General features: G+C 65.8%; 23 protein-coding genes and 2 pseudogenes. 16 read left to right on the forward strand and 9 right to left on the reverse strand.

The genetic code is table 11. The features are described 5' to 3' along the window. The first annotated feature begins 96 nt into the window (after nucleotides 1-96). The 7 genes from ACFVVM_RS01260 to ACFVVM_RS01290 all read left to right on the forward strand — a co-directional run bounded on the left by ACFVVM_RS01260 (nucleotide 97) and on the right by ACFVVM_RS01290 (nucleotide 10,184). On the forward strand, nucleotides 97-426 hold the full coding sequence (locus tag ACFVVM_RS01260) for a type VII secretion target (protein ID WP_387611717.1): 330 nt from the start codon (nucleotides 97-99) through the stop codon (nucleotides 424-426). Next, entirely contained in the window at nucleotides 423-5,039 is a 4,617-nt protein-coding gene (locus ACFVVM_RS01265; protein ID WP_387611720.1) for an RHS repeat-associated core domain-containing protein, read from the forward strand. The genes ACFVVM_RS01260 and ACFVVM_RS01265 overlap by 4 nt, the downstream gene beginning before the upstream one ends. A 330-nt stretch (nucleotides 5,040-5,369) precedes the next feature. Continuing rightward, the gene (locus ACFVVM_RS01270) at nucleotides 5,370-6,362 is read left to right on the forward strand and encodes a hypothetical protein (protein ID WP_387611722.1); all 993 of its coding nucleotides are present in this window, start codon (nucleotides 5,370-5,372) and stop codon (nucleotides 6,360-6,362) included. 951 nt (nucleotides 6,363-7,313) lie between these two features. Next, nucleotides 7,314-7,619: a hypothetical protein gene (locus ACFVVM_RS01275; RefSeq protein ID WP_387611725.1), complete on the forward strand. Its 306-nt coding sequence runs from the start codon at nucleotides 7,314-7,316 to the stop codon at nucleotides 7,617-7,619. Between the two features lie 107 nt (nucleotides 7,620-7,726). Further along, a complete protein-coding gene (locus ACFVVM_RS01280) occupies nucleotides 7,727-8,995 on the forward strand; it encodes a hypothetical protein (RefSeq protein WP_387611727.1) in 1,269 nt (422 codons plus the stop codon). After that, a complete protein-coding gene (locus ACFVVM_RS01285; protein ID WP_387611729.1) occupies nucleotides 8,992-9,306 on the forward strand; it encodes a type VII secretion target in 315 nt (104 codons plus the stop codon). Before ACFVVM_RS01280 ends, ACFVVM_RS01285 begins: the two co-directional genes overlap by 4 nt. Beyond that, complete coding sequence (locus ACFVVM_RS01290) at nucleotides 9,306-10,184, forward strand: WXG100 family type VII secretion target (protein ID WP_387611731.1); 879 nt, start codon at nucleotides 9,306-9,308, stop codon at nucleotides 10,182-10,184. Before ACFVVM_RS01285 ends, ACFVVM_RS01290 begins: the two co-directional genes overlap by 1 nt. 15 nt (nucleotides 10,185-10,199) lie before the next feature. Here ACFVVM_RS01290 and ACFVVM_RS01295 read toward each other — a convergent pair whose 3' ends face one another. Further along, nucleotides 10,200-11,450 carry an HRDC domain-containing protein gene (locus tag ACFVVM_RS01295; RefSeq protein WP_387611733.1) on the reverse strand — a complete coding sequence of 417 codons (1,251 nt, stop codon included), beginning with the start codon at nucleotides 11,448-11,450 and terminating at the stop codon, nucleotides 10,200-10,202. Nucleotides 11,451-11,472: 22 nt separating this feature from the next. Then, a complete protein-coding gene (locus ACFVVM_RS01300; protein ID WP_387611735.1) occupies nucleotides 11,473-12,111 on the reverse strand; it encodes a DUF3000 domain-containing protein in 639 nt (212 codons plus the stop codon). A gap of 263 nt (nucleotides 12,112-12,374) precedes the next feature. On the opposite strand from ACFVVM_RS01300, the gene hemE reads away from it, so the two are divergent. The 4 genes from hemE (at nucleotide 12,375) to ACFVVM_RS01320 (ending at nucleotide 15,675) form a co-directional block, all read left to right on the forward strand. Continuing rightward, the gene (gene hemE / locus ACFVVM_RS01305) at nucleotides 12,375-13,430 is read left to right on the forward strand and encodes a uroporphyrinogen decarboxylase (protein WP_387611738.1); all 1,056 of its coding nucleotides are present in this window, start codon (nucleotides 12,375-12,377) and stop codon (nucleotides 13,428-13,430) included. A 217-nt stretch (nucleotides 13,431-13,647) separates the two neighbouring features. Further along, on the forward strand, nucleotides 13,648-14,130 hold the full coding sequence (locus tag ACFVVM_RS01310) for a hypothetical protein (RefSeq protein ID WP_387611740.1): 483 nt from the start codon (nucleotides 13,648-13,650) through the stop codon (nucleotides 14,128-14,130). Between the two features lie 37 nt (nucleotides 14,131-14,167). Next, nucleotides 14,168-14,887, forward strand: coding sequence for an ABC transporter ATP-binding protein (locus ACFVVM_RS01315; RefSeq protein ID WP_387611743.1), 720 nt, complete (start codon nucleotides 14,168-14,170; stop codon nucleotides 14,885-14,887). Then, entirely contained in the window at nucleotides 14,887-15,675 is a 789-nt protein-coding gene (locus ACFVVM_RS01320) for an ABC transporter permease (RefSeq protein ID WP_387611746.1), read from the forward strand. Before ACFVVM_RS01315 ends, ACFVVM_RS01320 begins: the two co-directional genes overlap by 1 nt. Before the next feature lie 62 nt (nucleotides 15,676-15,737). Here ACFVVM_RS01320 and ACFVVM_RS01325 read toward each other — a convergent pair whose 3' ends face one another. Beyond that, nucleotides 15,738-16,220, reverse strand: a complete 483-nt coding sequence (locus ACFVVM_RS01325) for a hypothetical protein (protein ID WP_387611749.1) — start codon at nucleotides 16,218-16,220, stop codon at nucleotides 15,738-15,740. A 432-nt stretch (nucleotides 16,221-16,652) separates the two neighbouring features. On the opposite strand from ACFVVM_RS01325, the gene ACFVVM_RS01330 reads away from it, so the two are divergent. Together ACFVVM_RS01330 and ACFVVM_RS01335 are read left to right on the forward strand one after the other, a co-directional pair. Further along, nucleotides 16,653-18,305 (forward strand): FAD-dependent oxidoreductase, encoded by a 1,653-nt coding sequence (locus ACFVVM_RS01330; RefSeq protein ID WP_387611751.1) that lies wholly within the window; start codon nucleotides 16,653-16,655, stop codon nucleotides 18,303-18,305. 94 nt (nucleotides 18,306-18,399) lie between these two features. Further along, nucleotides 18,400-18,978 carry an HAD family hydrolase gene (locus ACFVVM_RS01335; RefSeq protein ID WP_387611754.1) on the forward strand — a complete coding sequence of 193 codons (579 nt, stop codon included), beginning with the start codon at nucleotides 18,400-18,402 and terminating at the stop codon, nucleotides 18,976-18,978. A gap of 63 nt (nucleotides 18,979-19,041) precedes the next feature. Here the strand turns inward: ACFVVM_RS01335 and ACFVVM_RS01340 are convergent, their stop codons facing one another. The 3 genes and pseudogenes from ACFVVM_RS01340 to ACFVVM_RS01350 form a co-directional block, all read right to left on the reverse strand. Continuing rightward, nucleotides 19,042-19,266, reverse strand: coding sequence for a hypothetical protein (locus ACFVVM_RS01340; protein WP_387616852.1), 225 nt, complete (start codon nucleotides 19,264-19,266; stop codon nucleotides 19,042-19,044). A 27-nt stretch (nucleotides 19,267-19,293) separates the two neighbouring features. Next, nucleotides 19,294-19,428: pseudogene (locus ACFVVM_RS01345) on the reverse strand (hypothetical protein); the annotation flags it as partial. Further along, nucleotides 19,391-19,582, reverse strand: a pseudogene (locus ACFVVM_RS01350) (hypothetical protein); the annotation flags it as partial. The pseudogenes ACFVVM_RS01345 and ACFVVM_RS01350, both read right to left, overlap by 38 nt. On the opposite strand from ACFVVM_RS01350, the gene ACFVVM_RS01355 reads away from it, so the two are divergent. The 3 genes from ACFVVM_RS01355 to hemQ are packed head-to-tail and all read left to right on the forward strand — an operon-like array spanning nucleotide 19,506 to nucleotide 21,398. Next, nucleotides 19,506-20,492 carry an oxidoreductase gene (locus ACFVVM_RS01355; protein WP_387611757.1) on the forward strand — a complete coding sequence of 329 codons (987 nt, stop codon included), beginning with the start codon at nucleotides 19,506-19,508 and terminating at the stop codon, nucleotides 20,490-20,492. The pseudogene ACFVVM_RS01350 and the gene ACFVVM_RS01355 sit on opposite strands and share 77 nt — an antisense overlap. Beyond that, nucleotides 20,489-20,644 (forward strand): hypothetical protein, encoded by a 156-nt coding sequence (locus ACFVVM_RS01360; protein WP_387611759.1) that lies wholly within the window; start codon nucleotides 20,489-20,491, stop codon nucleotides 20,642-20,644. The genes ACFVVM_RS01355 and ACFVVM_RS01360 overlap by 4 nt, the downstream gene beginning before the upstream one ends. A 58-nt stretch (nucleotides 20,645-20,702) precedes the next feature. Next, nucleotides 20,703-21,398: a hydrogen peroxide-dependent heme synthase gene (gene hemQ, locus ACFVVM_RS01365; protein ID WP_387611761.1), complete on the forward strand. Its 696-nt coding sequence runs from the start codon at nucleotides 20,703-20,705 to the stop codon at nucleotides 21,396-21,398. Between the two features lie 46 nt (nucleotides 21,399-21,444). On the opposite strand, the gene msrB is transcribed toward hemQ, so the two are convergent. From msrB to ACFVVM_RS01380, 3 genes are all read right to left on the reverse strand, one after another. After that, nucleotides 21,445-21,873 (reverse strand): peptide-methionine (R)-S-oxide reductase MsrB, encoded by a 429-nt coding sequence (gene msrB / locus ACFVVM_RS01370; RefSeq protein WP_387611763.1) that lies wholly within the window; start codon nucleotides 21,871-21,873, stop codon nucleotides 21,445-21,447. Between the two features lie 65 nt (nucleotides 21,874-21,938). After that, the gene (locus tag ACFVVM_RS01375) at nucleotides 21,939-23,279 is read right to left on the reverse strand and encodes a glycosyltransferase family 87 protein (protein WP_387611766.1); all 1,341 of its coding nucleotides are present in this window, start codon (nucleotides 23,277-23,279) and stop codon (nucleotides 21,939-21,941) included. Between the two features lie 83 nt (nucleotides 23,280-23,362). Next, on the reverse strand, nucleotides 23,363-24,916 hold the full coding sequence (locus ACFVVM_RS01380) for an alpha/beta hydrolase (RefSeq protein WP_387611769.1): 1,554 nt from the start codon (nucleotides 24,914-24,916) through the stop codon (nucleotides 23,363-23,365). Nucleotides 24,917-24,920: the final 4 nt, after the last annotated feature.

Here is a 24,920-nt window from a genome sequence, read left to right on the forward strand (position 1 = left end):
GGTTTGACCAGTGGCAGAACAGTTTTGACACAGTTCGACATCGCGGAACGGGCGAGCACTCGCCGATCCCGGTGGCAGCAACAAGGGGGGCACCGGATGGCGAGCACGAGCGGTGCGGACGAGCTCAATGTTTCACCGGACAAGATCAAGACCCACGCCTCGAACGTCTCCACAGCGGGCTCGGGCCTGACCGAGGCCCTACAGGCCGCCCAGGCGGTCTCGGCCCCCTCGGACGCGTTCGGGAAACTGTGCGCCTTCCTCGGCCCGCTGTTCGTCGACGCGGTCGAAACCGACGGCATCGACGCCATCGAAGCCGCGATCGCCGCGTTCGACGACACCAGCGCGAACCTGTCCGCCGCCGCCGACGCGTTCACCAGCCGTGACGCCGCCAACGCCGCCGCGTTGAAGAAGCTCGACCTCGGATGACCAGCCCCACCAACCCCCTGATCGCAACCAAGCAGGACACCACCGACTGGTCGACCGGTATCAGCCTGATCAGCTCGGTCACCGACCTGTCCGACGCCATCTCCGGCGGTTCCTGGATCGACGCGGGTCTCGGTGTGGTCGGCCTGGCCGCCGAAGCCGTCTCCTTGGTCGTCGACCCGCTCGGCACGTTGGCTTCCTACGGCGTCGGTTGGTTGATCGAGCACTGCCAACCGCTGCAGGACGCCTTGGACTGGATCGCTGGTGACCCCGCCCAGATCGAGGCCTACGCCACCACCTGGGACAACGTCGCCGCTCGCATCACCGAGGTCGGCACCGCCCAGAACGCGGCGGTCGCCGCCGATGTCGGGGACTGGACCGGCCAGACCGCCACCGCCTACAAGAACGCCGCCACCAACACCACCAACCTGTTGACCGCCGCCTCCTCCGCCGCGACGACCGCGGCCTCGGCGATCCGCCTCGCCGGTGGGGTAGTGGCCGCGGTCCGCGAAACCGTGCGCGACCTGGTCGCTCAAACCGTCGGCCGCCTGGCGGTCTGGGCCGCCGAAGCCCTGTTCTCCCTCGGCCTGGCCACCCCCGTGATCGCGGTCCAGGCCACCGCCTACATCGCCAAGACCGTGGCGATGATCTCGAAACTGTTCTCCCGCCTGGCCAAGACCATGGCCAAACTCAAGCCCTTGCTCAAGCAACTCAAGACCGCGTTCGGCGACATCGCCACCGCGTTCAAGAAGACCCCGTCGAAGACGACGAAGAACACCGACACCACCACAACCCCGGCGTCGGTGAAAACCGATACCTCGACGACCCCGTCGAGTGTGAAGACCACCGACAATCCGACCACCCCGGCCAGTACTCCCGATACTCCGTCGAAAACCCCGGACAGCCAAGACACCTCGACCACACCGTCATCGACGAAGACGAACCCGGCCGACACCGCGAACAAGGACAAGGATCTACCGAATCAGTCCGGTGGCGACAAACCGGACCTGAACAAGACCGACAAACAAACCAACACCTGCGGTGACCCCGTCGACGCCGCGACCGGGGAGTTCCTGCTCCCCGAAACCGACATCGACCTCCCCGGCGTATTGGCCCTCGTCCTGACCCGGCGGCACCGGTCCTCCTACCGCTACGGCCGCTGGTTCGGCCCGTCATGGGCGGCGACCCTGGACATGCGGGTCGTCATCGACCAGGTCGGGGTGCGCTTCGTCGGCCCCGACGGAGAACTCTGGCAATTCCCCCACACCGCCCCCGATGTTCCGGTGTCACCGGTGCACAAGGGAATTCGGGCGACCATGATCCGCACCGAAACCGGGGAGTACCGGGTCCACGACCCAGAACGGGACCTGACCTGGGTCTTCGCCCCGAACACCGCCCTGGAAGGTCTGGACACCGCGTTGGGAAACGTCGCGATCAGTGAGATCGTCGACCGTCACCACAACCGGATCCGGTTCCACTACAACAGCGCCGGCCAACCCGTCGAAGTCACCCACACCGGCGGCTACCGCGTCCGCGTCGACACCGTCGAAGACCGCGTCACCGGCCTGTCGGTCCTGGCCACCACACCAACCGGTGAGCAGATCGCCACCCGCGTAAGGACATTCGGCTACACCGCAGGCGACCTCACCACGGTCACCAACGGAGTGGCCGCCACCACGACCTACGGCTACGACGACGAACACCGCATGCTGTCCTGGCGTGATTCGCGCGGCACAGAGATGGTCAATACCTACGACCAGTTCGGTCGGGTGGTCAAGCAGGCCGGTACCGACGGGATCATGTCCGCGGCGTTCGTCTACGAAACCCTGACCGAGTTCGGGCGAACCCGCACCCGTCACACGAATTCCGTCGGCGCGGACACCATTCTCGAGTTCGATGAAGACCTGTGTTTACGTGCCACGATCAATCCGCGTGGCGCGCGTTCGGCTACCGATTACAACGAATTCCGCCAACCGGTCCGCTACGTCGATGCATACGCCAACACCACGATCTACCTCTACAACCCCGACGGTGACTTGATCTTGGTCCGACGCCCAGACCAGAAGTCGATCACCATTGGCTACGCGGCACCCGCGCGCCCGTCCACGATCACCGACGTCGATGGCACCACGATCACCCGCACCTACGACGATGATGGCAACCTCACCACGGTCACCGATGCCGACGGTGTCACCACCAGCTACACCCACCACGAGTGTGGCGCCCCGGCTTCGATTACGACCTCGACCGGCGCCGCAACCTTCATCGAGGTCGACCGCGCCGGACTACCGATCCGGATCACCGGACCGAACAATACTGTCACCTGCATCGAGCGTGACAGGCTCGGCAGACCGAGAAACGTCACCAACCCACTCGGCAACATCACGACCTACGAATACTCGGTCGAAGGAAAGTTGCTCAGTCACATCGACTCCTCCGGTGTCACCCAGTTCTGGACATATGACAGTGAATGCAAACTACTCACACACACCAACCAGATCGGTGCTGTCACCCGCTACACCTACGGCGCCTTCGACCTGGTGGCCACCCGTGAGGGACCCGATGGCAGCGTCACCTCCTACACCTACGACACCGAGCGCCGTCTCACCAGCATCTGCAACCCTCTCGGTGACGCCTGGATCTACGAATACGACCCGGCCGGTAACGTTCGCGCCGAAACTGACTACAACGGCTCGACAACCCGAACCGACTACGACCTGCTCGACCGTCCGACCACCATCACCACTCCGACCGGTGCTCAACGCCGCCACACTTACGACATCCTCGGCCGGTTCGTCGGTGTCAGTACGGACACCGGTGAATGGATCACCTACACCCACACCCCGACCGGACGGATCGCGTCTGCGCGGAACGGACTGGGTGACAACACAACGCACACCATAACTTTCACCTACTCACCGACCGGGCGCCTGCTCAGTCAGCGCGTCGACGCCAGCACGTCGACCTACGATTACGATCGTCACGGACGCCGCCTTGCCTACACAACCCCCGGCGGTAGTTTTACAAGCTACGAGTACACACCGGGTGGACAGGTCGCGGCACTAACAACCGATGGGCATCGATTCAGTTTCACCCACGACGAAGTCGGACGCCAGAACAGTTGGCATACCGTCGGCATCGGGCAGCACAGCACCTACGGCCCAGCTGGAAACATCACCAGCCGCGAACTCGTACAACTCGACCCACATACTAGTGCTCCCACCCGGCTTCTCGAACGTGACGACTACGGTTGGCGCTCCGACGGATACATTACGAGCCACACCACCACCACACCCACGTCGCACAGACGGCGCGACTACATCATCGATGCGATCGGGCGCATCACCCATATCGCCACTCCGAACGTCGGAGTTACTGAGCATTACGCCTACGACGATCTGTCGAACATCACCCTCGTAGAAGTTCCCGCACGGGCTGCGTCATCCGAACAACACGAAAACGCTGTCCCCACACCTGAACCCGATTACAGCGCCCATCTCGAGTACCGCAACAACCTCCTGACCCGATCGGGACGCAACAGATATCACTATGACGATGCCGGGCGGCTCGTCCGCAGAACGAAGACCCGGATCTCCCGAAAGCCCCTCACCTGGCATTATCGGTACAACGCATTCAACCAACTCATCGAGGTCACGACACCGGACGACACCATCTGGTCCTATACTTACGACCCCTTCGGCCGTCGGACCAGCAAACGTCACGACACCACCAGCACTTGCATTAAATTCACCTGGGATAGCGTCCATCTCACCGAGCAGACCACCACCGACCACACTGGTACTCGAACCCATAGCTGGACAAATCACCCCTCAACGCACATCCCCCTCACCCAGTCCACTGACGATCGATTCTGGGCGATCGTTACCAATCTCCAAGGCGTACCCACTCACCTGGCCGACCCCACGACCGGCGAAATCGCCTCTACGACAACTCCGAATCTTTGGGGAGAGTCCTCGTGGACCGGGCTCGATACTCCACATAGATTCCAGGGCCAACAATATGATCCAGAGACTGGATTTCACTACAACTATCACCGCTACTACGACCCCGAAACCGGCCGGTTCACCACCCCCGACCCACTCGGTATTACGCCATCTCGCAACAACTACGCCTACCCTCAGAATCCTCTCTGCTGGTCTGATCCATTGGGATTGGCGCCACAAGGGTGCTCCCTATTTCGCGGTACAACGCAGGGATACGAGGGCTCGCCTGCGGCTCAACGTGTGGGTGTGACGCCGACGAGCTCGGACCCTGCGGTTGCTACAATTTTCGCGACCGGAGCGGAACGCTATGGCGAGGCAGTCGTACAGATCGCGAGAGGTGAGGATATAGCTGACATTGAACGCCTGACTGGATACGGCGTTATCTCACGTGAAGCCGAGGTTCCTTTGGATATATCCCCGGCAGATTTCTCCTCACGGGCAAGTATTGAGATTCCAGCATCGGTAGCTCGATCAATCCTTGGTGATATGGGGATAAACATCCCTCGCTCTATCGATCTCGGAAACATGGATGCAATAATGGATGAGACCCCGAAGCTCTCGTCTGAGCAGGTCAGGGAGTTCGTGGAAAGGGCGGCAAAGTATGGCCAGTAGCGGTGTACTCAAGATTCTTGAGATCCATGCAGATAGCGCAACCTCTGCCGTGTGTAACGTACGCTGTCTTGACGGCGAGGTGCGTGTCGGTGATCGAATTCATAAAGGCACCGACCCCGGCGGCGAGGATTATCAACTGGACCTGTCTGTGGATTCGATATCGTTCTATAGAAAGGCTGTAGATTCCATTACAATTGGGCTATCCGCGCAAGTACGGCTTACCGGAGTTGGTTTGGCCAATCTGCACGAATGGGATAATGTCTCGACCTCTGCCCAGCTCTGACGGAACATGTTATTACGATGTTTCTGATACTTGGGAGGTGAAGAGAATTGGTTGACTTCGCATTCACGGTACGTGACAATCCGCCAGAGGATGGCTATTCGCTCGGGGATTTGGATGTATCGGGCAGTGCTGGATCGGTGACCACGCGCGGCCTCGAGGCGCCAGATCAACGTATGATGGTATATCCATCTGCTGCGGACCTGCTTTCCGAGGTTCGACTTCTGGCCAGTCGTGGAAAAGGCGGCGGAAGATTTGAAGGTATCGGATCCATGTTTGTTGTCAGGTTTTCGCTTCAGAAGGGGGTGGTGGAAACCTGGCATGAGAAGATGCTGATTGATTCCACGCCGCTGCCCGACTTCCTGCGGTCAACCTTGAGTAGTGCTAAGTCCCTATATCGACATGGCACGGGCGCGGTTGAAGCGAACCGGAATGTCTTGAACATGCTTGCAGAAAGGATCGATTCATTCGAAAATTGGCAAGCATTGCTCAACATCGAAGATGCGAAGTCAAGAGGGGGAGAAGCCGTCGAGATTGAAAATTCCGACCGAATGAGTTCGAGCAGGACGGCCGAATTGCCGGATTTACTCGCCGACGTTATCAAAACGCGTTCTTTCGCGGGTCTCGAGGTGGGTTCGTTAGTGGTCGACTTCGACCACGTGTTCACTGGTGGTGAATTCGTCGAAGACATCGATAAACGTCAGACCACGATGCGACGGGATTACGGCATTGTTGAGCCCGGCTTCGCTCGGGATCCTGATTCGGGATGGAGGTGTTTCAGCCTGAACCTGTCGGTGCATCGACTGCGTTGGGGCGTCAGGCTACCGTCTTCGCTGTCTATTGATGATCGTCTGCCGGTGGTCGTATCGATGACCGAACTCGAAGCCTCTCTAGCTGTGCAGGGGGAATCGCTTTCTGTACATGGGGCACAGTTCCACGATTTCCGGCACTACGCTTCGATCTCCGGGGCACGCGTAACGGTAGCGGCGGAGGACTTCGACGATCTTCTTCTGGAGGGGAGCGTGTGGTCAATAGAGCTCTGAGGATCGAATTGGTGGACTCGGTCCAATGAATATTGATGCCCGCGATTGGCGTCGCGGTTGGATCTCCATTTCTAGGATGAGCGAACCGAGAAGGATCTTTATTGTGACGGTGCGGTCATAAGTGATAGAGAATCGTAGTTTCGATATCGAATTATCTTCTTCTATCGCAATGGAGTTCGCTATGGCAACCCCTTCGCCTGATCGCGAATATATGGTCCTCGACCGCAGTTTACCGCTCTACTTCGACATGAAGTTCAGGCCTTGGCGATATATGCTGACACATTCTGAATTGGAACTTCGCAGCTTCGATCGTTCATCGGATGAGGTATGTGTTGCTATAAGATTTCATAATGTAATTGCGATGAAGATGAAGACGGTGTTCGAGTCGCTGACTGTTGCTGTCGCAGATTCCTCTCAGTATGCGGAACTCGAGCGACTATCTGGGCTAGCCGAAGAACGATGGTCGCGTATACAATGTATCGCACTGAAGTCCGCTGGAGAAGACAGTCTGATCGCATGCGTTGGATACAGTATTCGCCTGTACCCAGGCGGGTTTCCGCGCCACGCAGCGGTGTAGTGGGCGTGCAGTGCGGCGTAGGCTGAGAATTGTAGGTTCAACTATCCTCTTTGAGATCTGCTACAGAGCTCGAGCTGACCGCATTCAAGTTGATTGCTGTTCTGTCCGGCGCGCGAGGTGACGGTGCGGATTGGAGTTTATAGCCCTGATCTTGTACGCGGGACTGAACTGTGAATGAACCCGTGCGGCGTCCACAGCGGAGGACTGCGATGATAATGACGAGTGAAAATCTGCGGAGTAAATTGTCTCTTCATCGGGAGCGTGAAAGAGTCGAACTTCTCAAAGGCAGGCTACAGCATGTAGGGATCGTAGAATTCCGAGGGGGAGAATTCATTCCCGCGAGTGCCCGGGAGTACTTTCGTGAATGTGTGAAGATGGATTCTGATCCGGACTCCGTCGTGTCGTTCGACGTGGATGATGCGACCAAGTTCGAGTGGCGCCGTGAAGTTGTTCGAAAGTCTATGGTAGGCGAGAAATTTCTGTTTTTGACAGGAATGGAGCACTTCCCCTGGGCGCAGTGTCGGGTCGTATCTATCGGATGGATTGACGAGCTCTTTGACTTGCTGGCCGACGATGTTGTCATCATGTCATCAGACCTAGGCAGTCTTCTGCGCGTCTTCGATCTGGAGTATGCGACTGTGGCATTCTGGAATGCTGAAAGTGACCTCCGCGACACCTGATGAGTTTGTGATGTGGGTCACCCGGCGGAACCGGATGGTCGGGGTCGGCGTCGAACTCCATGACAGGGCGTTTGCCGAATCCAACGGGCTGGAGGGGAGTATCAACCGTGATCTTCTCGACTCCGCCCGCTCTTGCGGACCCGGTTGCGGCCGATGCGCTGCGGCGCCGATGGCCGCGGGTGGCCGGCTACCTGCGCATCTCCTATCTCGTGTTGCCGATCGTGGTGGCGGTGGCAAGCACGGTGACCCTGGCGCTGGTCGTGCCTGTATCGATCCGCGGGTGGGCGCTGCCGTTGCATGTTCTCTTGATCTCCGCGCCGCCGGTTCTGGCGCTGGTCCGGCTTCGTCGAAGTGGGGTGTGGCCGCCGCGGCGGTGGACCGTGGGGAACGGGAGTGCGGCGGCGCAGTTCGTGGTGCTGGCCGTCGAGGTCGGCGTCATGCTGTATTTCTGGTCGCCAGGTGTGACCATCTATGGTGTCGTCGTCGGGGTCGGCGTCGTGTGCATCGTGACGGCCGTGATCGGGGCCAGTCCGGCGCTGGCCGGAGCGGCCGTGGCCAGTAGTTTGGTCTTGGGTCTGGTCCTGCCGGACTCTGTTCCCGGATGGGTGACGGTATTGCACATCCTGGTGCTCACTGTGCCGTTCATCGTTATTCTGCGTGAGCTGCGTCCAGGCGAGCGGTGGCCGCCGCGGCAGTGGGCTGTCGGAAACCTGACTGTTGTCGCGCTGTCCGTGGTCATGGTCTTGGAGATCGCTGTCATGCTCCACGCCCGGGGTGCGACAGCGCACGTCATCGTCGCTGGAGTGGGTCTGTTGGTGCTGATCGCGGCCAAGGCTCTCAACGATGGGGCCGTGGCTCGCGTCGGTGACATCGATCGGTTGAGCCAAGCGGAGTCGAATGACACGCTCCCGCTTCAAGAGCCGCGGTTGGGTACCCCACCGGGAATCGTTTTGCTCGAGCCGGATGCCATAGCTTGGCGACAGCACCACTGGGAGGCTGTACAGCTGCGTCTGCGTATGGCCCCGATTCTTCCAGACGAAGTCGATCCCTTTCGGGGTGGTCTGAAGATCAGTTACATCGGGTCGAGCATCCTCGGCGAGGTGCGATTCGAAGAAATACACGCGGTGTGGCCAACGGTTCGCCCGGTGGAGGAACCTCCGTATATCTGGCTCGTGCCGGCCGATCAGCCACCCGAATTCACGAGCACCCGGCAGACCCTGGTAGTCCAACCCAAAGCGCCCGGCAGGAGCCTCATCCGCATCCCGGTCCGCGACGCCGAGGTGGCCGCCGCGCTGGTGCGTCGCCGAATGCGTTGGCAGGAAATGAAATCGAACAGATATCGACCGAACCATGGAGAATCGAGGTATTCGCGATGACCGATCAGGTCAATGTCGCCACCGACGACCTGCGCCAGCATTGCCAGGCGGTCACCGGTTTCGGTGACCGCATCCGGTATGCCGCCGACGCGGCGCAGCATCTGAGCATTCTCGATGACGGCTACGGTGCGCTGGCCACACCGTTGGTCGCGATCCTGCATGTGGTGCAGGCCGCCCATGCGCAGGGACTGGCCGGGATGGCCTCGGCGCTGGATGCCACCGTGGACAAGGTGACCACCTGTGCGGACGCCTACGATCAGCTCGACAACCGTCGGGCCGGCGAACTCTCCGAAGCTGCGGGGGAGATCTGATGGGCAACAGCGCATTCGCCGATGATCCGGTCAGCGCCAACACTCTGATCGCGAGCGGTACCGATCGGAGCAACGCCTACAAGAGCGAAGGTGGATTCCTCATCTCCACCTCGAACGAGGGTGACACTCTCCAGCTGGGGCGTGGCATCACGCTGGCCGAAGGCCTCGATGAAGTCGTTGAAGGGATCGAGAAGAACGACCCGTTCGTGTCGGCTCTCGGCATCACGGCGATCGGATTGGATGTTGCCTCCATTGTTTCGGATCCGATCGCCTACATCGGCGGCCAGATCGTCACGTGGATGCTCGAGCATGTGCAGCCCATCCGCGAAGCGTTCGACAAGGTCTGCGGCAACAACGATGTCATCCAGGCATACTCCAAGTCATGGTCCAGTATCGGTACCGAGGTGTTGTCGGTGTCCGAGGATTTCTCCGCTGCTGTGACGCAAGGCACCGCGCAGTGGCAGGGCGCCGCGGGCACGGCTTACCGGGCGTACTCCGGAGTGCAGACCGGCCTGGTTGCCTCGCTCGGCGTCGCCGCGAACGCGATGTCGGAGTTGGTGCGGATCGTAGGTGAGATCATCAATGGTGTCCGGACCGCGATCCGTGACATCTTGGCAGCCCTCGCCGGCAAGCTCATTTCATGGACGGTCAAACTGTTGTGCACAGTCGGGACGGGAGCGATTGCCATTGTCGCTGAGGCTCTTGCCGAACTCGCGAAGCAGCTGTCGAGCGTCTCGAAGATCGTCGCCGCACTCATCAAGGATCTCAAGCAATTCGGGACGACCGCCACCGCGCTGCGTGACGTGGTCGACGGAATCTACAAGGCCCTCGCCGGCCCGAACTCCAGCTATACGACCGCGGTGATCGGCACGGCGTGATTCGCCGAGGACACCCTATCCTGCAGCGGGCGTCAGCGCGTCGGTCAGCGCGGGCACCGCGAGAGCCCGTTGCCAAGGCCGCGCTCCACCGGCGCGAAGGAAATCCTCGACGCGAGCCGACAACTCCTCGACAGTGCCGACGTTCTTGTAGTCCGGCAGCCCGTCCCAGCACAGCCGGCGAACCAGGTCGGGGGAGAGCAGGTTCTCGACCGGGATCGAGTGTTCGGTGGAGAGCTCGCCCATGGCACTGCGCGCGGTGGTGAGGCGGGCCGCGGCGGCGGGGTCGCGGCGTTCCCAGCGGTTGACCGGAGGTGGGCCGTCGAAGGGCAGGGTGAGCGGTGGGAGTTCCTTGTCGGGGAGGACGCGGGCGCGCTCGACGGCGGCGAGCCAGTCGCGCGAGTAGCGGCGCTGGCGGGGGCCGCCGAAGACGGGGAGGGTGCGCAGCTGGGCGATGGTGCGGGGTTCGCCGGTGGCGGCCGCGACGATTGCGGAATCGGGGAGGATGCGGGCGGGGGCCACATCGCGGGCGCGGGCGAGTTCGTCGCGGGTGGTCCACAGTTCGCGCACGATCGCCAACTGGCGGGTGCGGCGCAGGGTGTGGATGCCGGAGGTGCGCCGCCAGCGGTCGGCCTTGGGGGTGGGCGGGTCCATGGTGCGGACGTGCTCGAATTCCTCGGCGGCCCAATCGATCTTGCCCTGGGTGGTGAGATCGTCGGCGACGGTGTCGCGCAGTTCCAGCAGCAGCTCGACGTCCAGTGCCGCGTAGTTGAGCCATTCGTCGGGCAGCGGGCGGGTCGACCAGTCGGCGGCACCGTGCCCCTTGCGCAGGGAGCGCCCGAGCAGGTTCTCCACCATCGCGGCCAGGCCCACGCGTTCGTAGCCGGCGATGCGGCCGCCGAGTTCGGTGTCGAACAGGCGGGCGGGGCGCAGGCCGAGTTCGGCGAGGCCGGGCAGGTCCTGGTCGGCGGAGTGCAGGACCCATTCGAGATCGTTGATCGACTCGGCCAGCGGGGTCAGCGCGTCGGTGACCGGGATCGGGTCGATCAGGAACGAGCCGGCGCCCTCGCGGCGCAGCTGGATCAGGTAGGCGCGGGCGGAGTAGCGGAAACCGGACGCGCGTTCGGCGTCGACGGCCAGCGGGCCGGTGCCCGCGGCGAGGGATTTGGCGGCCGCGGCGACCTCGTCGGCGGTCGCCAGCACAGGTGGAACCCCCTCGGCGGGGGCGAGCAGGGGCTCTGCTGCGGTGGGTTCCTCGGCGACCGACATAAACGTGAACTCTACGTGGCGATCAAGGGTGATCGGTGCGGGTATAGGAGTCCGGCCGTAAATGGGTGATCCCAGCGGGCGGGAGCCCGGCGGCGAAGGCCAGCACCTCGCAGAACGCCTCCACATGGCGGCGCATCTCGGTGTTCATCGCCGTCCACGAGGCCCGCAACTCCAGCTGGTGGGCCCGCGGCGGGCCCGCGATGTCGCCGTAGCGGACCGAACTGGTGGCGGTCACCGTGCCGCCGAGGGCGGTGAACGGCTCGCCACGCGACTCCAGCGAATCGACCAGCCAGCTCCAGGCGACCTCGGGCAGCAGCGGGTCGGCGGCCAGGGCGGCGTCGATGTCGGCCTGGATGTAGGCGACCAGCCGGAACACGCCGTTCCAGGCTTCGTCGCCGTCGGGGTCGTGGAGCAGGATCAGCCTGCCGAACGCGTCGCCCTCGGAGTCGATGGGCACCACCGGGGTGTCGGGATGGGTGACCTCCGCTCCGAGCGCATAGGAGAACGGCGCCAACCGTTGCGGGGGACGGATAGGCGCCAGCTCGATTCGAGGGTGCACTGTTGCGGTGCCCATCGCATCGACCGCCGCCCGGAAAGAAGCAGGCTCGCGGGGCGTTCCCCCGGTCGGTGCGGCGCCGTCGCGGATGTCGAGCGGTGTCACGAGGGGCAACGGTAGACCGTTGGCGGTCGACGCCGTCGGAGGCGCGCCGCCGTGCGCGTGGCGTGCGGGTCGCGTTGCGCAGGATGCATTCTCGAGGTCAGCGTGATGCATGATGCGCGACGAGCGGCCTCGAACCGGAGACTGTCGATCGGGCGGTGCGTGTTTCGCCCGATTCCGGTCGGCGGGGGTGCCGCCGATCCGGGAACGGCAGCGGGTCGACCTAGCGCCGAACGTGGCGGGAAGTCCACCTAGGATGAACGGCGATGAGCACTTACACCCGCCGCCGGTTGACCGATGCCCCGTTCCTGGCCGCCGCCACCGGCGCGACGCCGAGCAGGCGCCCCGTCTGGTTCATGCGTCAGGCTGGCCGCTCGCTGCCGGAGTACCGGGAACTGCGCAAGGGCATCGGCATGCTCGAGTCGTGCTTCGACCCCGAGCTGGTGTGTGAGATCACCATGCAGCCGATCCGCCGCCACGGCGTCGACGCGGCGATCCTGTTCTCCGACATCGTCGTTCCGCTCAAGGCCGCGGGCATCGACCTCGACATCGTGCCCGGCGTCGGCCCGGTCATCGCCTCGCCGGTGCGCACCGAAACCGATGTGCGGGCCCTGCCCCGGCTGCGGCCCGAGGAGGTCGGCGCGGTCACCGACGGCGTGCGGCTGCTCACCGACGCGCTCGGCGACACCCCGCTGATCGGCTTCGCAGGCGCGCCGTTCACCCTCGCCTCCTACCTGGTCGAGGGCGGCCCGAGCAAGCAGCACGAGCGGACCAAGGCGATGATGCACGCCGACCCGCAGACCTGGCACGCCCTGCTCGGCACCCTCACCGACATCACCATCTCCTTCCTGCAGGCCCAGCTCGCCGCCGGCGTCGACGCGGTCCAGCTGTTCGACTCCTGGGCCGGTGCGCTCTCCCTGGCCGACTACCGCGAATACGTCCTCCCGCATTCGGAGCGCGTCTTCGCCGAGGTCGCCGCCGCGGGCGTCCCGCGCATCCACTTCGGTGTCGGCACGGGCGAGCTGCTCGGCGCCATGGGCGAGGCCGGGGCCGACGTGGTCGGCGTGGACTGGCGCGTCCCGCTCACCGACGCCGTGCGCCGTGTCGGCGCCGGAAAGGGTCTGCAGGGCAACCTGGATCCGGCGATCCTGTTCGCCGGATTCGACGCCGTCGAGGCCGAGACCCGCCGAATCCTGCGTGAGGCCGACGAGGCGATCACCCTCGGTGCCACCGGCCACATCTTCAACCTGGGCCACGGCGTGCTGCCGGATACCGACCCGGGCGTCCTGACGGCGCTCGTGGAGCTGGTCCACTCGCTGTAGCGGTCGATACGGGCGCTCGGCGTCCGTGTTTGCCGACACAGAACCGACCGGTGGGTGTTGACCCTCCTGACCACTGTGGATAGCCTTACCTAGCTCTGTGGTGGGGTTCGCTCCGTGGTTGCGGATCACTCACCCGGGCAGCGCCGGACGAGGCGAGCGGTACCTGCCGTGACACCACGGCCGCCGCACCCCCGCCCACCGGTCACGAAGGTTCGTCATGTCAAAGCTGCTCAAGCTCGTCTCCGCCTGTCTGCTCGCCGCTCTGCTCGGCCTCGGATTCGCCCAGCCCGCCCTCGCCGATGTCTCCATCCGCGACGCCAAGGTCGCCGACCTCTACGTCCGCGACGAGAACCCCACCCTCGCGCAGCTGGAGAAGCAGTTCGCCGCGTTCTGGAACCCGAACATCGGCATCGACCCCAAGGTCGAGGTGAGCCTGCACGGCGACAAGGCGCGCCCCGCGCTCGAGCGGGTCATGCAGTACGGCAAGACGATGGACTTCTTCTCCATCCAGGGCCGCGCCGTCGGCGGGGTGAACAAGTCCGGCAACACCCTGTCGGTCCGCGTGGAGGGCCTGATGGCCGGCTTCCCCGCCAACTCGACCACCTATCACCTGGTCCGCGAGAACGGCCTGTGGAAGTACGACTGGAAGAAGATCTGCGCCGAGATGGAGTGCGCGGACAACCCGGACTTCGGCTACTGAGCCGTCGGGAACCACGCACATGATCAGCGTTCGCGGCGTGTCCAAACGCTTCGGCGACACCGTCGCCGTCGACGACGTCAGCTTCGAGGCCCCCGCCGGGGCGATCACCTACCTGCTCGGGCCCAACGGCGCGGGCAAGACCACCATCATGCGGATGATCGCCGGGCTCGCCCGGCCCAGCGCGGGCACGGTGGTCGTCAACGACAGCGGCCTGCTGGCCTTCGGTGACGCGATCCGCGAGATCGGATTCAGCCTCGGTGCCTTCTCCCGCAACCCCAAGCACACCGCCGAACAGCACCTGCGCTGGCAGGCGCGGCTCGGCGGCGTGCCGGTCGACAACGTGGAGCGGGTGCTCGCCCTGGTCGGACTCGAACCGGCCGCGCGTCGCTCGGTCGGCAAGTTCTCCTACGGCATGCTGCAGCGGCTCGGCATCGCCTCGGCCCTGCTCGGTGACCCGAAGACCCTGGTTCTCGACGAACCGGCCAACGGCCTCGACGTCGAGGGCACACTGTGGTTGCGCGAACTCGTCACCGGGCTGGCCGCCGACGGCAAATGCCTGCTGGTGGCCTCGCACAATCTCACCGAAGTGGAGATCACGGGTGACCGGATCGTGGTGATGGGCAAGGGCGCCGTGCTCTCCGACACCAGCAAGGACGACCTCGTCGCCCAGGGCTCCGGCCCCCGGCGGCTGGAATCGGCCTACGTCGAACTCACGCGCGGCAGCGTCGAATACACCGCGGCCGGGGGTGAGCGCTGATGATCGGCACCTATCTCGCGCGGTCGGTGCGCAGTGAACTGGCCAAGTTGTCGTGGCGGAACTCGTTGTGGTTCAGCGTTGTTCCGCTGGCGGTGCTGATCCCGGTGCTGATCAACTTCGGCATCGCCAAAGCCGCCCAGGCCCAGGCCATCAACGGGCTCGGTGGCATGGAGACCAACAACACCACCTACTGGGTCCTCATCTTCTCGACCTTCATCCTGATGTCGGGCGCGGTGACCTCGCTGTGCGCGGAGTTCAAGGACAAGACGGTCGAGACGGTCTACGGCATCCAGGCGCGACGCTGGCTGTTGCCGGTGGCGAAACTGATCGTGTTCGGCACGGTTTCCGGTGTCGTCGCGCTGGCGACCACCTTCCTGCTGCTCGGTGGCTTCCCCCGGCTGTTCCCCGACATCTGGGGCAAGGTCGACGCGTTCTCCGCCGACGGCATCCGGTTGCTGATCTGCGTGCCGATCTTCACCATCCTGGTGTGCGCGCTCGGCCTCGGACTGTCGGCGCTGCTGCCCAAGCCGGGCGTGGTGGTCATGGTGGTGCTGCTGTGGAAGTTCGGCATCGAAGTGTTCGTCACGTTGATGCCCGGTGATCTCAGCACGCTGCTGCAGCGGCTCTCACCCTTCCGCAACGGCGAACTCGGCGTCGGGCAGATGTCGACCATCACCTCGCTGTTCGGCGGCGAGAACGGGTCGCTGCTGTACTTCGGGGTGCTGTGCGTGACGATCTTCGTGATCGGCACCGTGCGGATGTCGACCGGGGACACCAAGAGCGAATAGCCCGTACGACGAACGAAGGCCTGCACACCCGTGGCGTGCAGGCCTTCGTTTGTTCGGAGAACTCAGTAGTCGAACTTCGGGTCACCGGCGCAGGCGACGTGCGCGCAGTACTCCTTCCAGTCCATCTTCCACAGGCCGCCGTCGCGAACCAGGTAGAAGGTGGACTCGGTGAGCGGGAACCCGGCCGCGACACCCTGGCCGACGACACTGAGCCGGTCACCGTTGATGTTCACCGGGCCGATGGCGCGACCCTGGATGGAGAAGAAGTCCATGGTCCGGCTGTACTGCATGAGCTGCTCGAGCACCGGGCGGACCTTCTCGCCGTGGTAGCTCACCTCGACCTTCGGATCGAGGCCGATGTTCGGGTTGAAGAACGCCGCGTACATCTTCTCGAGCTGGTCGAGCGAGGGGACGCTGTCGCGAATGTAGAGGTCGGCGACCTTGGCGTCGCGGATCAGGACATCGGCGGAGGCGGCGGGGGACAGGCCCAGCCCGAGCAGGGCGGCGAGCAGGGCGGTGAAAACGATCTTGACGACTCGAGACATGGCAACCTTCAGTGACCGGTGGACGGAGCGATCGGCCGACACGAGGCTCGTCGCACGCGACCATCCCCCGGCACCCGCCGAACCCGCGCACGCGAGCTACCGGAGAGCGAATTCGACGGTGTCGAACCCGCCCGGCGACTCGCGCGGTGGGTGAGCCAATCCTAAGTAGTGGTTCCGCGCCGATCAAGACCCAGGTCGGCACCATCGCGAGGCTGTCGGAGCTGTCACAGCGCGGGTCGAGATCGCATGACGCGCGGGTTGTCGAATTCGTCGGTGCGGTGGAGCGCGGTGGTCGGTATCGCTCGTCGGGCAAACGTTGTCGCGCGGTGCTTCTCGCCGGTGGCCGGAACGTAGTCGGCGGGGGAAGTGATCCACCCGACAGCTGTCGGGGTGTGCGTCGGTCGGGTCGATGCGCCGGGCTACCGTCGGGGCATGCGAATCGCGGTCGTCGGTGGCGGAATCAGCGGACTCGTCGCGGCCTACAGGTTGCGACAGCGCCTGGGGCCGCGCGCCGATATCGTCGTGCTCGAGCGCGGCGACCGGGTGGGTGGGGTGCTGCGGACCGGCGAATTGGCCGGGGAGCCATTGGATCTCGGTGCCGAGGCTTTCGTCGGCCGCAGGCCCGAAGTGGTGGAGTTGATGGCCGAACTCGGACTCGACGACCAACTGGTTCGCCCGGCGGGCAAGCGGCCGCTGGTGTGGTCGGGCGGCGTCGCGCACCCGCTGCCGCCGCGCACCCTCATGGGCATCCCCTCCGACGCGGAATCGATGCGCGGCCTGGTCGACGCCGAAACCCTCGCCCGGATCGCCGCCGAACCCACCCGCCCGCTGGACTGGCGGCCCGGCACCGACATCGACGTGTACAGCCTCATCGCCGACCGCTTCGGCGCCCAGGTCGCCGAACGTAGCGTCGACCCCCTCCTCGGCGGGGTCTACGCGGGCACCAGCGCCACCATCGGCGTGCGCGCCGCCGTCCCCCCCCTCGCCGCCGCCCTCGACCGCGGCGCGACCAGCCTCACCGAAGCCGCCCGCGCCGCCCTGCCCGCGCCCAGCAACGCCCCGGTATTCGGCGGCCTGCGCGACGGTTACGGCGCGTTGGTCGACGCGCTGATCGAAGCCTCCGGCGCCGCCATCGTCACCACGACCGCCGCAACCCGGATTGCCAGGGGACGCCGAGTCAGCGCACCCGTCAACGACACGTGGACCTCTGAGCCTGCCGGGTCCACAGATGACAGCCCCTATCCGGCGGGCTCGGTGGGCGACCGCTCGACTTCGGCGGGCTCGGCGGGTGACCGCTCGGGCACATCGAGCTCGGTGGGCGACCAGTCGACTTCGGTGGGTTCGGTGGGTGATGGCTCGTCGGGTGGGCGCGCGGGCTCGGAGATTCCGGTGGGTGGCCGCTCGACTTCGGTGGGTTCAGCGGGCGACCGCTCGGGCGAGTCGGGCTCGGGGGGCGGCCGGTCGACTTCGGTGGGTTGGGTCGTCGATCCGATCGGTCGCGTCGACGCCGTCGTACTGGCCACGCCGGCGCCGATCACCGCGCGGCTGCTGCGCGCCGTCGACCCGATCGCGGCCGAGGCTGTCGCGGGGATCGAACTGTCGTCCTCGGCGCTGGTGGCCCTGGCGCTCCCCCACGACACCGCACTGCCGGACAACTCGGGCATCCTCATCGCCACCGGAGAACCCCTGCGCGCCAAGGCCTTCACACTGTCGAGCCGCAAATGGCCGCACCTGGCCGAACGCGACGTCGCCCTGGTCCGCGCCTCCTTCGGTCGCTTCGGCGACGAGTCACCACTGACCTGGTCCGACGACGAGCTCATCGCGGCCGCCGTCACTGACCTGTCCACCGTCACCGGCATCCCGATCACCCCACTCGAGGCCGTGGTCCAACGCTGGCCCGGCGGACTCCCGCAGTACGCCCCCGGCCACACCGACCGCATCGCCACCCTGGAATCGGCGGTCGCCTCTCTCGACGGCCTCGCCGTCGCCGGCGCCTACCTCCACGGCGTCGGCGTCCCCGCCTGCGTCGCCGCAGGCACCGCCGCCGCCGACCGAATCGTCACCTCGCTGGGCTCCCACGTCTGAGGCAGAAGGCCTGGCTCGAGTGCTGTTGTCGCAGGCCCGGAACCCGCTCGCGACGCATTGGCGGAACGCGCGGTGGCACAGGCACACTGGGATGGTGCAGACCTTCGATGCCGTGCTCTGTGACCTCGACGGGGTCCTGCGCCGATTCGACCACGACCGGCAGCGCGAGATCGAGCAGCGCTACGGACTCCCGGTCCTGGCCACCGCGTTCACGCCCGAACTCATGGAGCCCGCGATCCTCGGCCGGACCACGTCCGCGCAATGGCTGGACGCGATCGCGGTGGCGCTCGGCGGGCACGACGACGCCGTTCGCGCGACCGAGGAGTTCGCCGATGTCGATTTCTGGGTCGACGAGCAAGTCGCCGACCTGCTCACCCGGGCCCGCACCCGGATGCCACTGGTCCTCGTCACCAATGCGATGGACAACCTCGACGACCACCTGGCCCAGCTCCAGCTCACCGATTTCGCCGACGCCGTCGTCAGCAGCGCGGTCGTCGGCGTCGCCAAGCCGGACCCGCGCATCTACGAAATCGCCGCCGCCGCAGCCGGTGCCGCCCCTGACCGATGCCTGTTCATCGACGACAGGCCCGCGAACGTGACCGCCGCCCAGGCCCTCGGCATGACCGGTATCCACTACCGCGACCTCGACGATCTGGCCGTCCTGCGCGAGTGAGCCCGAGCGCCTGTCGTCCGGACCGAGGCGGACCACATCGCGCCCGGGGGCCGGTAGAAGAGGTCACTCCGGCGGTGTCGGCGCCCAGACTCCCGCCGCCGTCCCGTCCGCCACATGCGAGCGATAGGTGACGACCTTGTCGTGGATGATCGCGAGATGGGACGTCAACTCGGCGAGCCGATCCCGCACCGCCTGCTCGTGCGCCTCGAGCAGTGCCAAGCGCTCGCGCTCATTCCCCGGCCCCGACCGGACAAGTCCGGCGAAGGTCTTCAATGTCGCGATCGGCATCCCCGACTCCCGCAGCCGGTTGCACAGCAGTAACCACTCCACATCCGCCGGGCCGTAGACCCGCTGCCCACCGGAGGTGCGGGGGGATGGGGCGCAGCAGGAGTTCCTCGCGTTCGAAATACCGCAGGGCGTGGACACCGAGTCCGGTCGCCCGCGCGACATCACCGATGGAGAGACCGTTCATCGCACACCGCCCAGAGCTTGACCTAGATCGCACTCTAGCTTCTACGGTCGCAGCCATGACGATGACACAGCAGCACCGGATCGGCTCCGAATTCGGAGCGCACAGCACCGCCACCGACGTCCTCGACGGCATCGACCTCACCGGCCGGACCGTCCTGATCACCGGCGGCTACTCCGGCCTCGGCAAGGCGGCCACCGAGGCGATGGCGCGCGCCGGCGCCGAGGTCATCGTCCCGGCCCGCCGACCGGAGACGGCCCGAAACGCCTTGCGCGGCAACGCGGAAGTGACCGAACTCGATCTGGCCGACCCCAACAGCATCCAGATCTTCGCCGAGCGATTCCTCGACACCGGCCGCACGATCGACATCCTCATCGCCAACGCGGGCGTCATGGCCTACCCGCGCGAGCGGATCGGCCCCGGCTGGGAAGCACACTTCGCCATCAACCACCTGGGCCACTTCGCCCTGGTGAACCGATTGCAACCGGCACTCACACCCGAAGCGCGGGTGGTGTCGGTGGCCTCGTCGGGACACTTCCTGTCCGACATCCGCTGGGACGACACGCATTTCGAGCACGACTACGACAGCTGGCAGGCCTACGGTCAATCCAAGACCGCCAACGCCCTGTTCGCCACCCACCTCGCCACCCTCGGTGTGCGGGCCTTCGCCGTGCACCCGGGCAGCATCCTCACCCCGCTGCAACGCAACATCCCACGTGCGGAGCAGATCGCCCAGGGCTGGATCGGCGAAGACGGCAGCCGCACTGCCGGATTCAAGACCCCGGCTCAGGGTGCCGCCACCGCAGTCTGGGCCGCCACCGCGCCACAACTCGAGGCCTTCGGCGGTGCTTACTGCCAGGACTGCGATATCGCCGAACCCGCGACCACCGAGGACATGCTGGTCGGGGGAGTGAAACCCTGGGCGGTCGACCCCGAAGCCGCCGCCCGCCTCTGGGCGCTGTCACGCGAGTTCACCGGGCTGGACAGCTTCACGGCGTGTCACCGGCGGCCGACGATAGCGATGATGCATGATCGCCCGCTGTGACCACCACCGACGAACAGCGGCTCCGCACCCTCGTCCTCGATCCCGACCTCGGTCCCGTCGAACTGCACGCGGGCGAGGCGACGACAGTCACCTCGGTCTTCGGCAACGACGAGGCCTCGCCGTGGCGGGCGAACCGGCCGCCCGAGGACTGAGCGCCGACAGCGCCCGCCCACCCGGCGGCCGAAATCCCCGCAGTGGCACGATGGATCCATGGCGCGACTCGACTATCAGGCCCTCAACTCCACCATCCGCTACCTGATGTTCTCGGTGTTCCAGGTCCAGCCGGGCGTGCTCGGCGAGGATCGCACCGAGGCGATCAAGGAAGCACAGGCATTCTTCGACGGACTCGCCGACAAGGGCGTGGTGCTGCGCGGGATCTACGACGTGGCCGGCCTGCGCGCCGATGCCGATTTCATGATCTGGACCCACGCCGAGCGCGTCGAGGACCTGCAGGCCGCCTACGCCGACTTCCGCCGCACCACCGAACTCGGCAAGGCCAGCGCGCCGGTCTGGAGCAATGTGGCGGTGCACCGGCCCGCCGAGTTCAACAAGAGCCACATCCCGGCCTTCCTCGCCGGGGAGGACGCGGGCGATTACATCTGCGTCTACCCGTTCGTGCGCTCCTACGAGTGGTACCTGCTGCCCGACGAGGAGCGGCGCAAGATGCTCGCCGACCACGGCAAGGCCGCCCGCGGCTACGCGGACGTGCGGGCCAACACCGTCACCTCGATGGCACTGGGCGACTACGAGTGGATCCTGGCGTTCGAGGCACCGGAACTGCACCGCATCGTCGACCTCATGCGCGACCTGCGCGCCACCGAGGCCCGCCTGCACGTCCGCGAGGAGACCCCGTTCTTCACCGGTCCCCGCGTGGAGGTCGAACAGCTGGTCACCGCCCTGCCGTAAGCGGCGTGGTGAGTCGAAGGCCCGGTCACCCGACCGGGCCTTCGTGCTATTCGGCGGCGGGCTGCAGCCGCAGGGCGATGGAGTTGATGCAGTAGCGCTGGTCTGTCGGCGTGGGGTACCCCTCGCCCTCGAAGACGTGGCCGAGGTGGCTGTGGCAGTTGGCGCACACCACCTCGACGCGGCGCATGCCGAGGGTGTTGTCGGCGCGCAGGATCACCGCGTCGGAGTCGGCGGGGTCGAAGAACGAGGGCCAGCCGCAGTGCGAGTCGAACTTCTCGGTGCTGCGGAACAATTCGGCGTCACAGGCGCGACAGGTGTAGACGCCCTCGGTCTTGGTGTCGGTGTACTCGCCGACGAACGGGCGCTCGGTGGCGGCCTCGCGGAGCACGGCGTACTCCTGCGGATCCAGTTTCGCCCGCCACTGCTGCGGCGTCAGCTGGATGCGCGGCGTGGGCAACGAAGTATCGGAACTCATCACTCCACGCTAATGGTTTCGGCCGGAGCGCGCCGCGATCATCGCGTCACGCCACCGGCCGAGCGCTATTTGAGGGCAGGCTCGCGTTCGCCCGCGGGCTCTTCCGGGGCCACCGGATCGTCGCGATGCTTGGCGGCGGGCGGCGCCGTCTCGGGCTTGTCGGGGTCCTCGGCACCGTCGCGGGAGTCGGGCGCGTTCGCCATCCAGGCGGGGTCGAGGCCGAACTGCAGCCTGCCCGCACGGCGGGCGGCCAGATACCGGTCACCCAGCACACAGAACACCACGATGAGCAGCAGTCCCCAGCCGAAGGTCACCCGCAGGTACTCGAGCGCGCGCCCGGTGCTCTGCCAGCGGTCCGAGAGCCACTTGTCGTAGGTCATGAACCCGAAGATCGCCAGCCAGGCCGGCCAGTTGCGCAGCACCGAATTGCGCAGCACCACCGACATCAGGAACGGGAACAGCATCATCGAGTAGTACATCTGGCCCAGCGAGAGCAGCAGGAACGACGCGGTGAGCAGCACACCGGAGAACGTGGTGACGAAGAACAGATCGTCGTGGCGGTAGTAGCGCCACAGCAGCCACAGCGTCACCGCGACAATCGCGATCATCACCACCTGGACCACCAGGATCAGCCAGTGCGGCAAGCCGTAGTAGAGCCCGTTGCCGCTGAGCGAACTGTTGAAGTAGTCGCGCGTCTCGGCCAGATACGGCACCACCCGGGTGAAGAACTTCTCCGGGTCCGCCGACAGCGGCCAGGCGATCGCCGTGAGTGTCAACGGCACACCACACGCGGTGATGAACACCTTCCATTGGCCGCGAACCGCCGCGACCAATAGCAGCGGCACCAACGTCGGTTTCACCGCGATGCTCAATCCGAGCGCCACACCGGCCCAGAGGTCTCGCCGGGCCAGCAACAGATGCAGGAACACCAGCTCGGCCAGCAGCAGGCAGCCGTTGACGTTGGTGAAGACCAACGTGTTGGTCACCGTCTCGGAAGCGAACATCGCCAGGAGCAGCGCGGGCGCGGCGATGGAGCCGAGACCGAACTTGAACAGGCGGAGCAGCAGGTACCAGGCCAGCACGATCGCGGCTGCGTTCAGCCCGATGAACAGCCAGCGCGACAGCTCGTATTCGATGATCGCCACGGGCGCGATCAGCAGCGTTCCGCTCGGGTAATAGAGATAGTGCGGGTCGACCGACGAGAAGTTGGCGGTGTACAGCGGCCTGCCGTTGAGGAACTCGAACGAGGCGTTGTAGACCGGCTTGTAGTCGTCGGTGATGAAGCCGTTGATCGCCTTGATGAAGACGCGGTTCAGCACCGTCATGATCGCGAATGGCCACAGTGCGAACTTGATCACATCTGCGGTGGTGCGAGCGGTACGTGGCTCGAGCTGTCGGAACAACACTGGGGCACGGTACACCGGATCGGGTTGCGATGGTGTCGCCGGACCCGTCTGACGCGCCGAAACCCGGGATTCTCCGGCCCGGATCAGGCCGGGCAGGCGCCGCCGTCAGCGGGCAATCGCGCCTCCGCGAGGTAGGCGTTGACCGCCTGCTGCGCACAGCCGGAGTGGGCGACGACCGGGTGTCCCCAGCCCTGCCAGGTCATCGTGGCGTGCCGGGCGCCCGCCGAGCCGAGCGCCCCGGTCACCGAGGCGGCGGCCCCGCCGACGACCGGATCGGCGGCACCGGCGAACACCAGCACCGGCAGGTCGAGTTCGGTCGGCAGCGGCGTGGCGGTGGAGACCGGCCACGCCGAGCAGACCATCAGCCCGATCGCGGCCGTGCGACCGAATACCGGATATTTGCCCGCCCAGGTCTCGGCGAGCTCGCGCGCCTTGTCCGGGGTCGGCGGCTGCTGGCCGTCGGTGCACCGGTTCACGAACTCGCCGTCGGAGTTGATCGCCGCGGTCTCGCGGACCACCAGCGCGGCCAGCGGCGCGCGATCACCGCGATCGGCGGCGGCGAGGATGTCGGCCAGCGCGGTGACCCGGCCCGCCTGATCCCCGCGCGGGCTGGACAGGAATCCGGTGAGCGCGGTGGACAGGTCGGCGGCCGAGATGTCGCCGAGGTCGCCGCTGGTCGCCTTGCCCATCAGCCCGGTGATCGTGGCGCGCGGATCGGGTCCGAGCGCGCAGTTCGCCGCCTTGCAGCGCTGCGCGAACGCGGTGAGCGCCGCCTCGGCACCGGTGATCCGCGCCTCGGTCATGGTGGTCATGTCGGCGCCGACCGGTTCGGGGGCGTCGAGCACCAGCCGGGCCAGGTGGTCGCCGTAGCGGCGGGCGTAGCTCAGGGCCACCTTGGCGCCGTTGCCGGTGCCGAGCACGTTGATCTTGTCGACCTGCCACTGCTTGCGCAGCTGCTCGATGTCGTCGGCGGCGTGCGGCGCGTCGAAGGTGCTCTCGTAGGGCTGCAGGAAATCGCGGCAGGCGATGGTCGCGTCCTGGCTGTATTCGGCCACGGCGCCGATCTGGTCGTCGCTGCCCACACCGAACTGGCCCAGGTCGGTCATCACCGCGCGCAGCTGGGCGGGAATGCAGTCGATCGGCTGGGAGGCGCCGATGCCACGGCGGTCCACCGCGACGATCGGCTGCGCGGCCAGCAGCGCGCTGTTGGGACCGATCGACAGCCCGGCCAGGGTCGAGGCCGAGGAACGATCCGACCCGGAGGTGAGGACCAGCGGCGCCACATCGGCGGGGGTCTGCGGCAGCCGGGCCCGCAGCGCGCCCGCCCGGAAGGTGCCGATCACGGTGCCCGCGGTGTCGATCGGGGTCGAGAAATCGGCGCACTCGAGGACGAGGCCCTGGGGCGCATCGCCGAAGTCGAGCGAGCTGAGTGTGGCCTCGGTGCAGTCGCGCCAGGTCAGGTCGGTCTTGGGGACCTCGGCCGTCGCCGGCTCCGTCACCGTGGGCGCCTCGGTCTGGCCGCCCCCGCCGCCGGGCCGCTCGACCGCGACGGCAGGCCGATCGGACGGACCGGCCCCGCAGCCCGCGAGCATGATCGACAGTGTCGCGGCCGCCACCGCGGCCCGAGTCAAGCGCATGGAC

Source organism: Nocardia sp. NPDC058176, from assembly GCF_042883805.1.
Taxonomy (GTDB): domain Bacteria; phylum Actinomycetota; class Actinomycetes; order Mycobacteriales; family Mycobacteriaceae; genus Nocardia.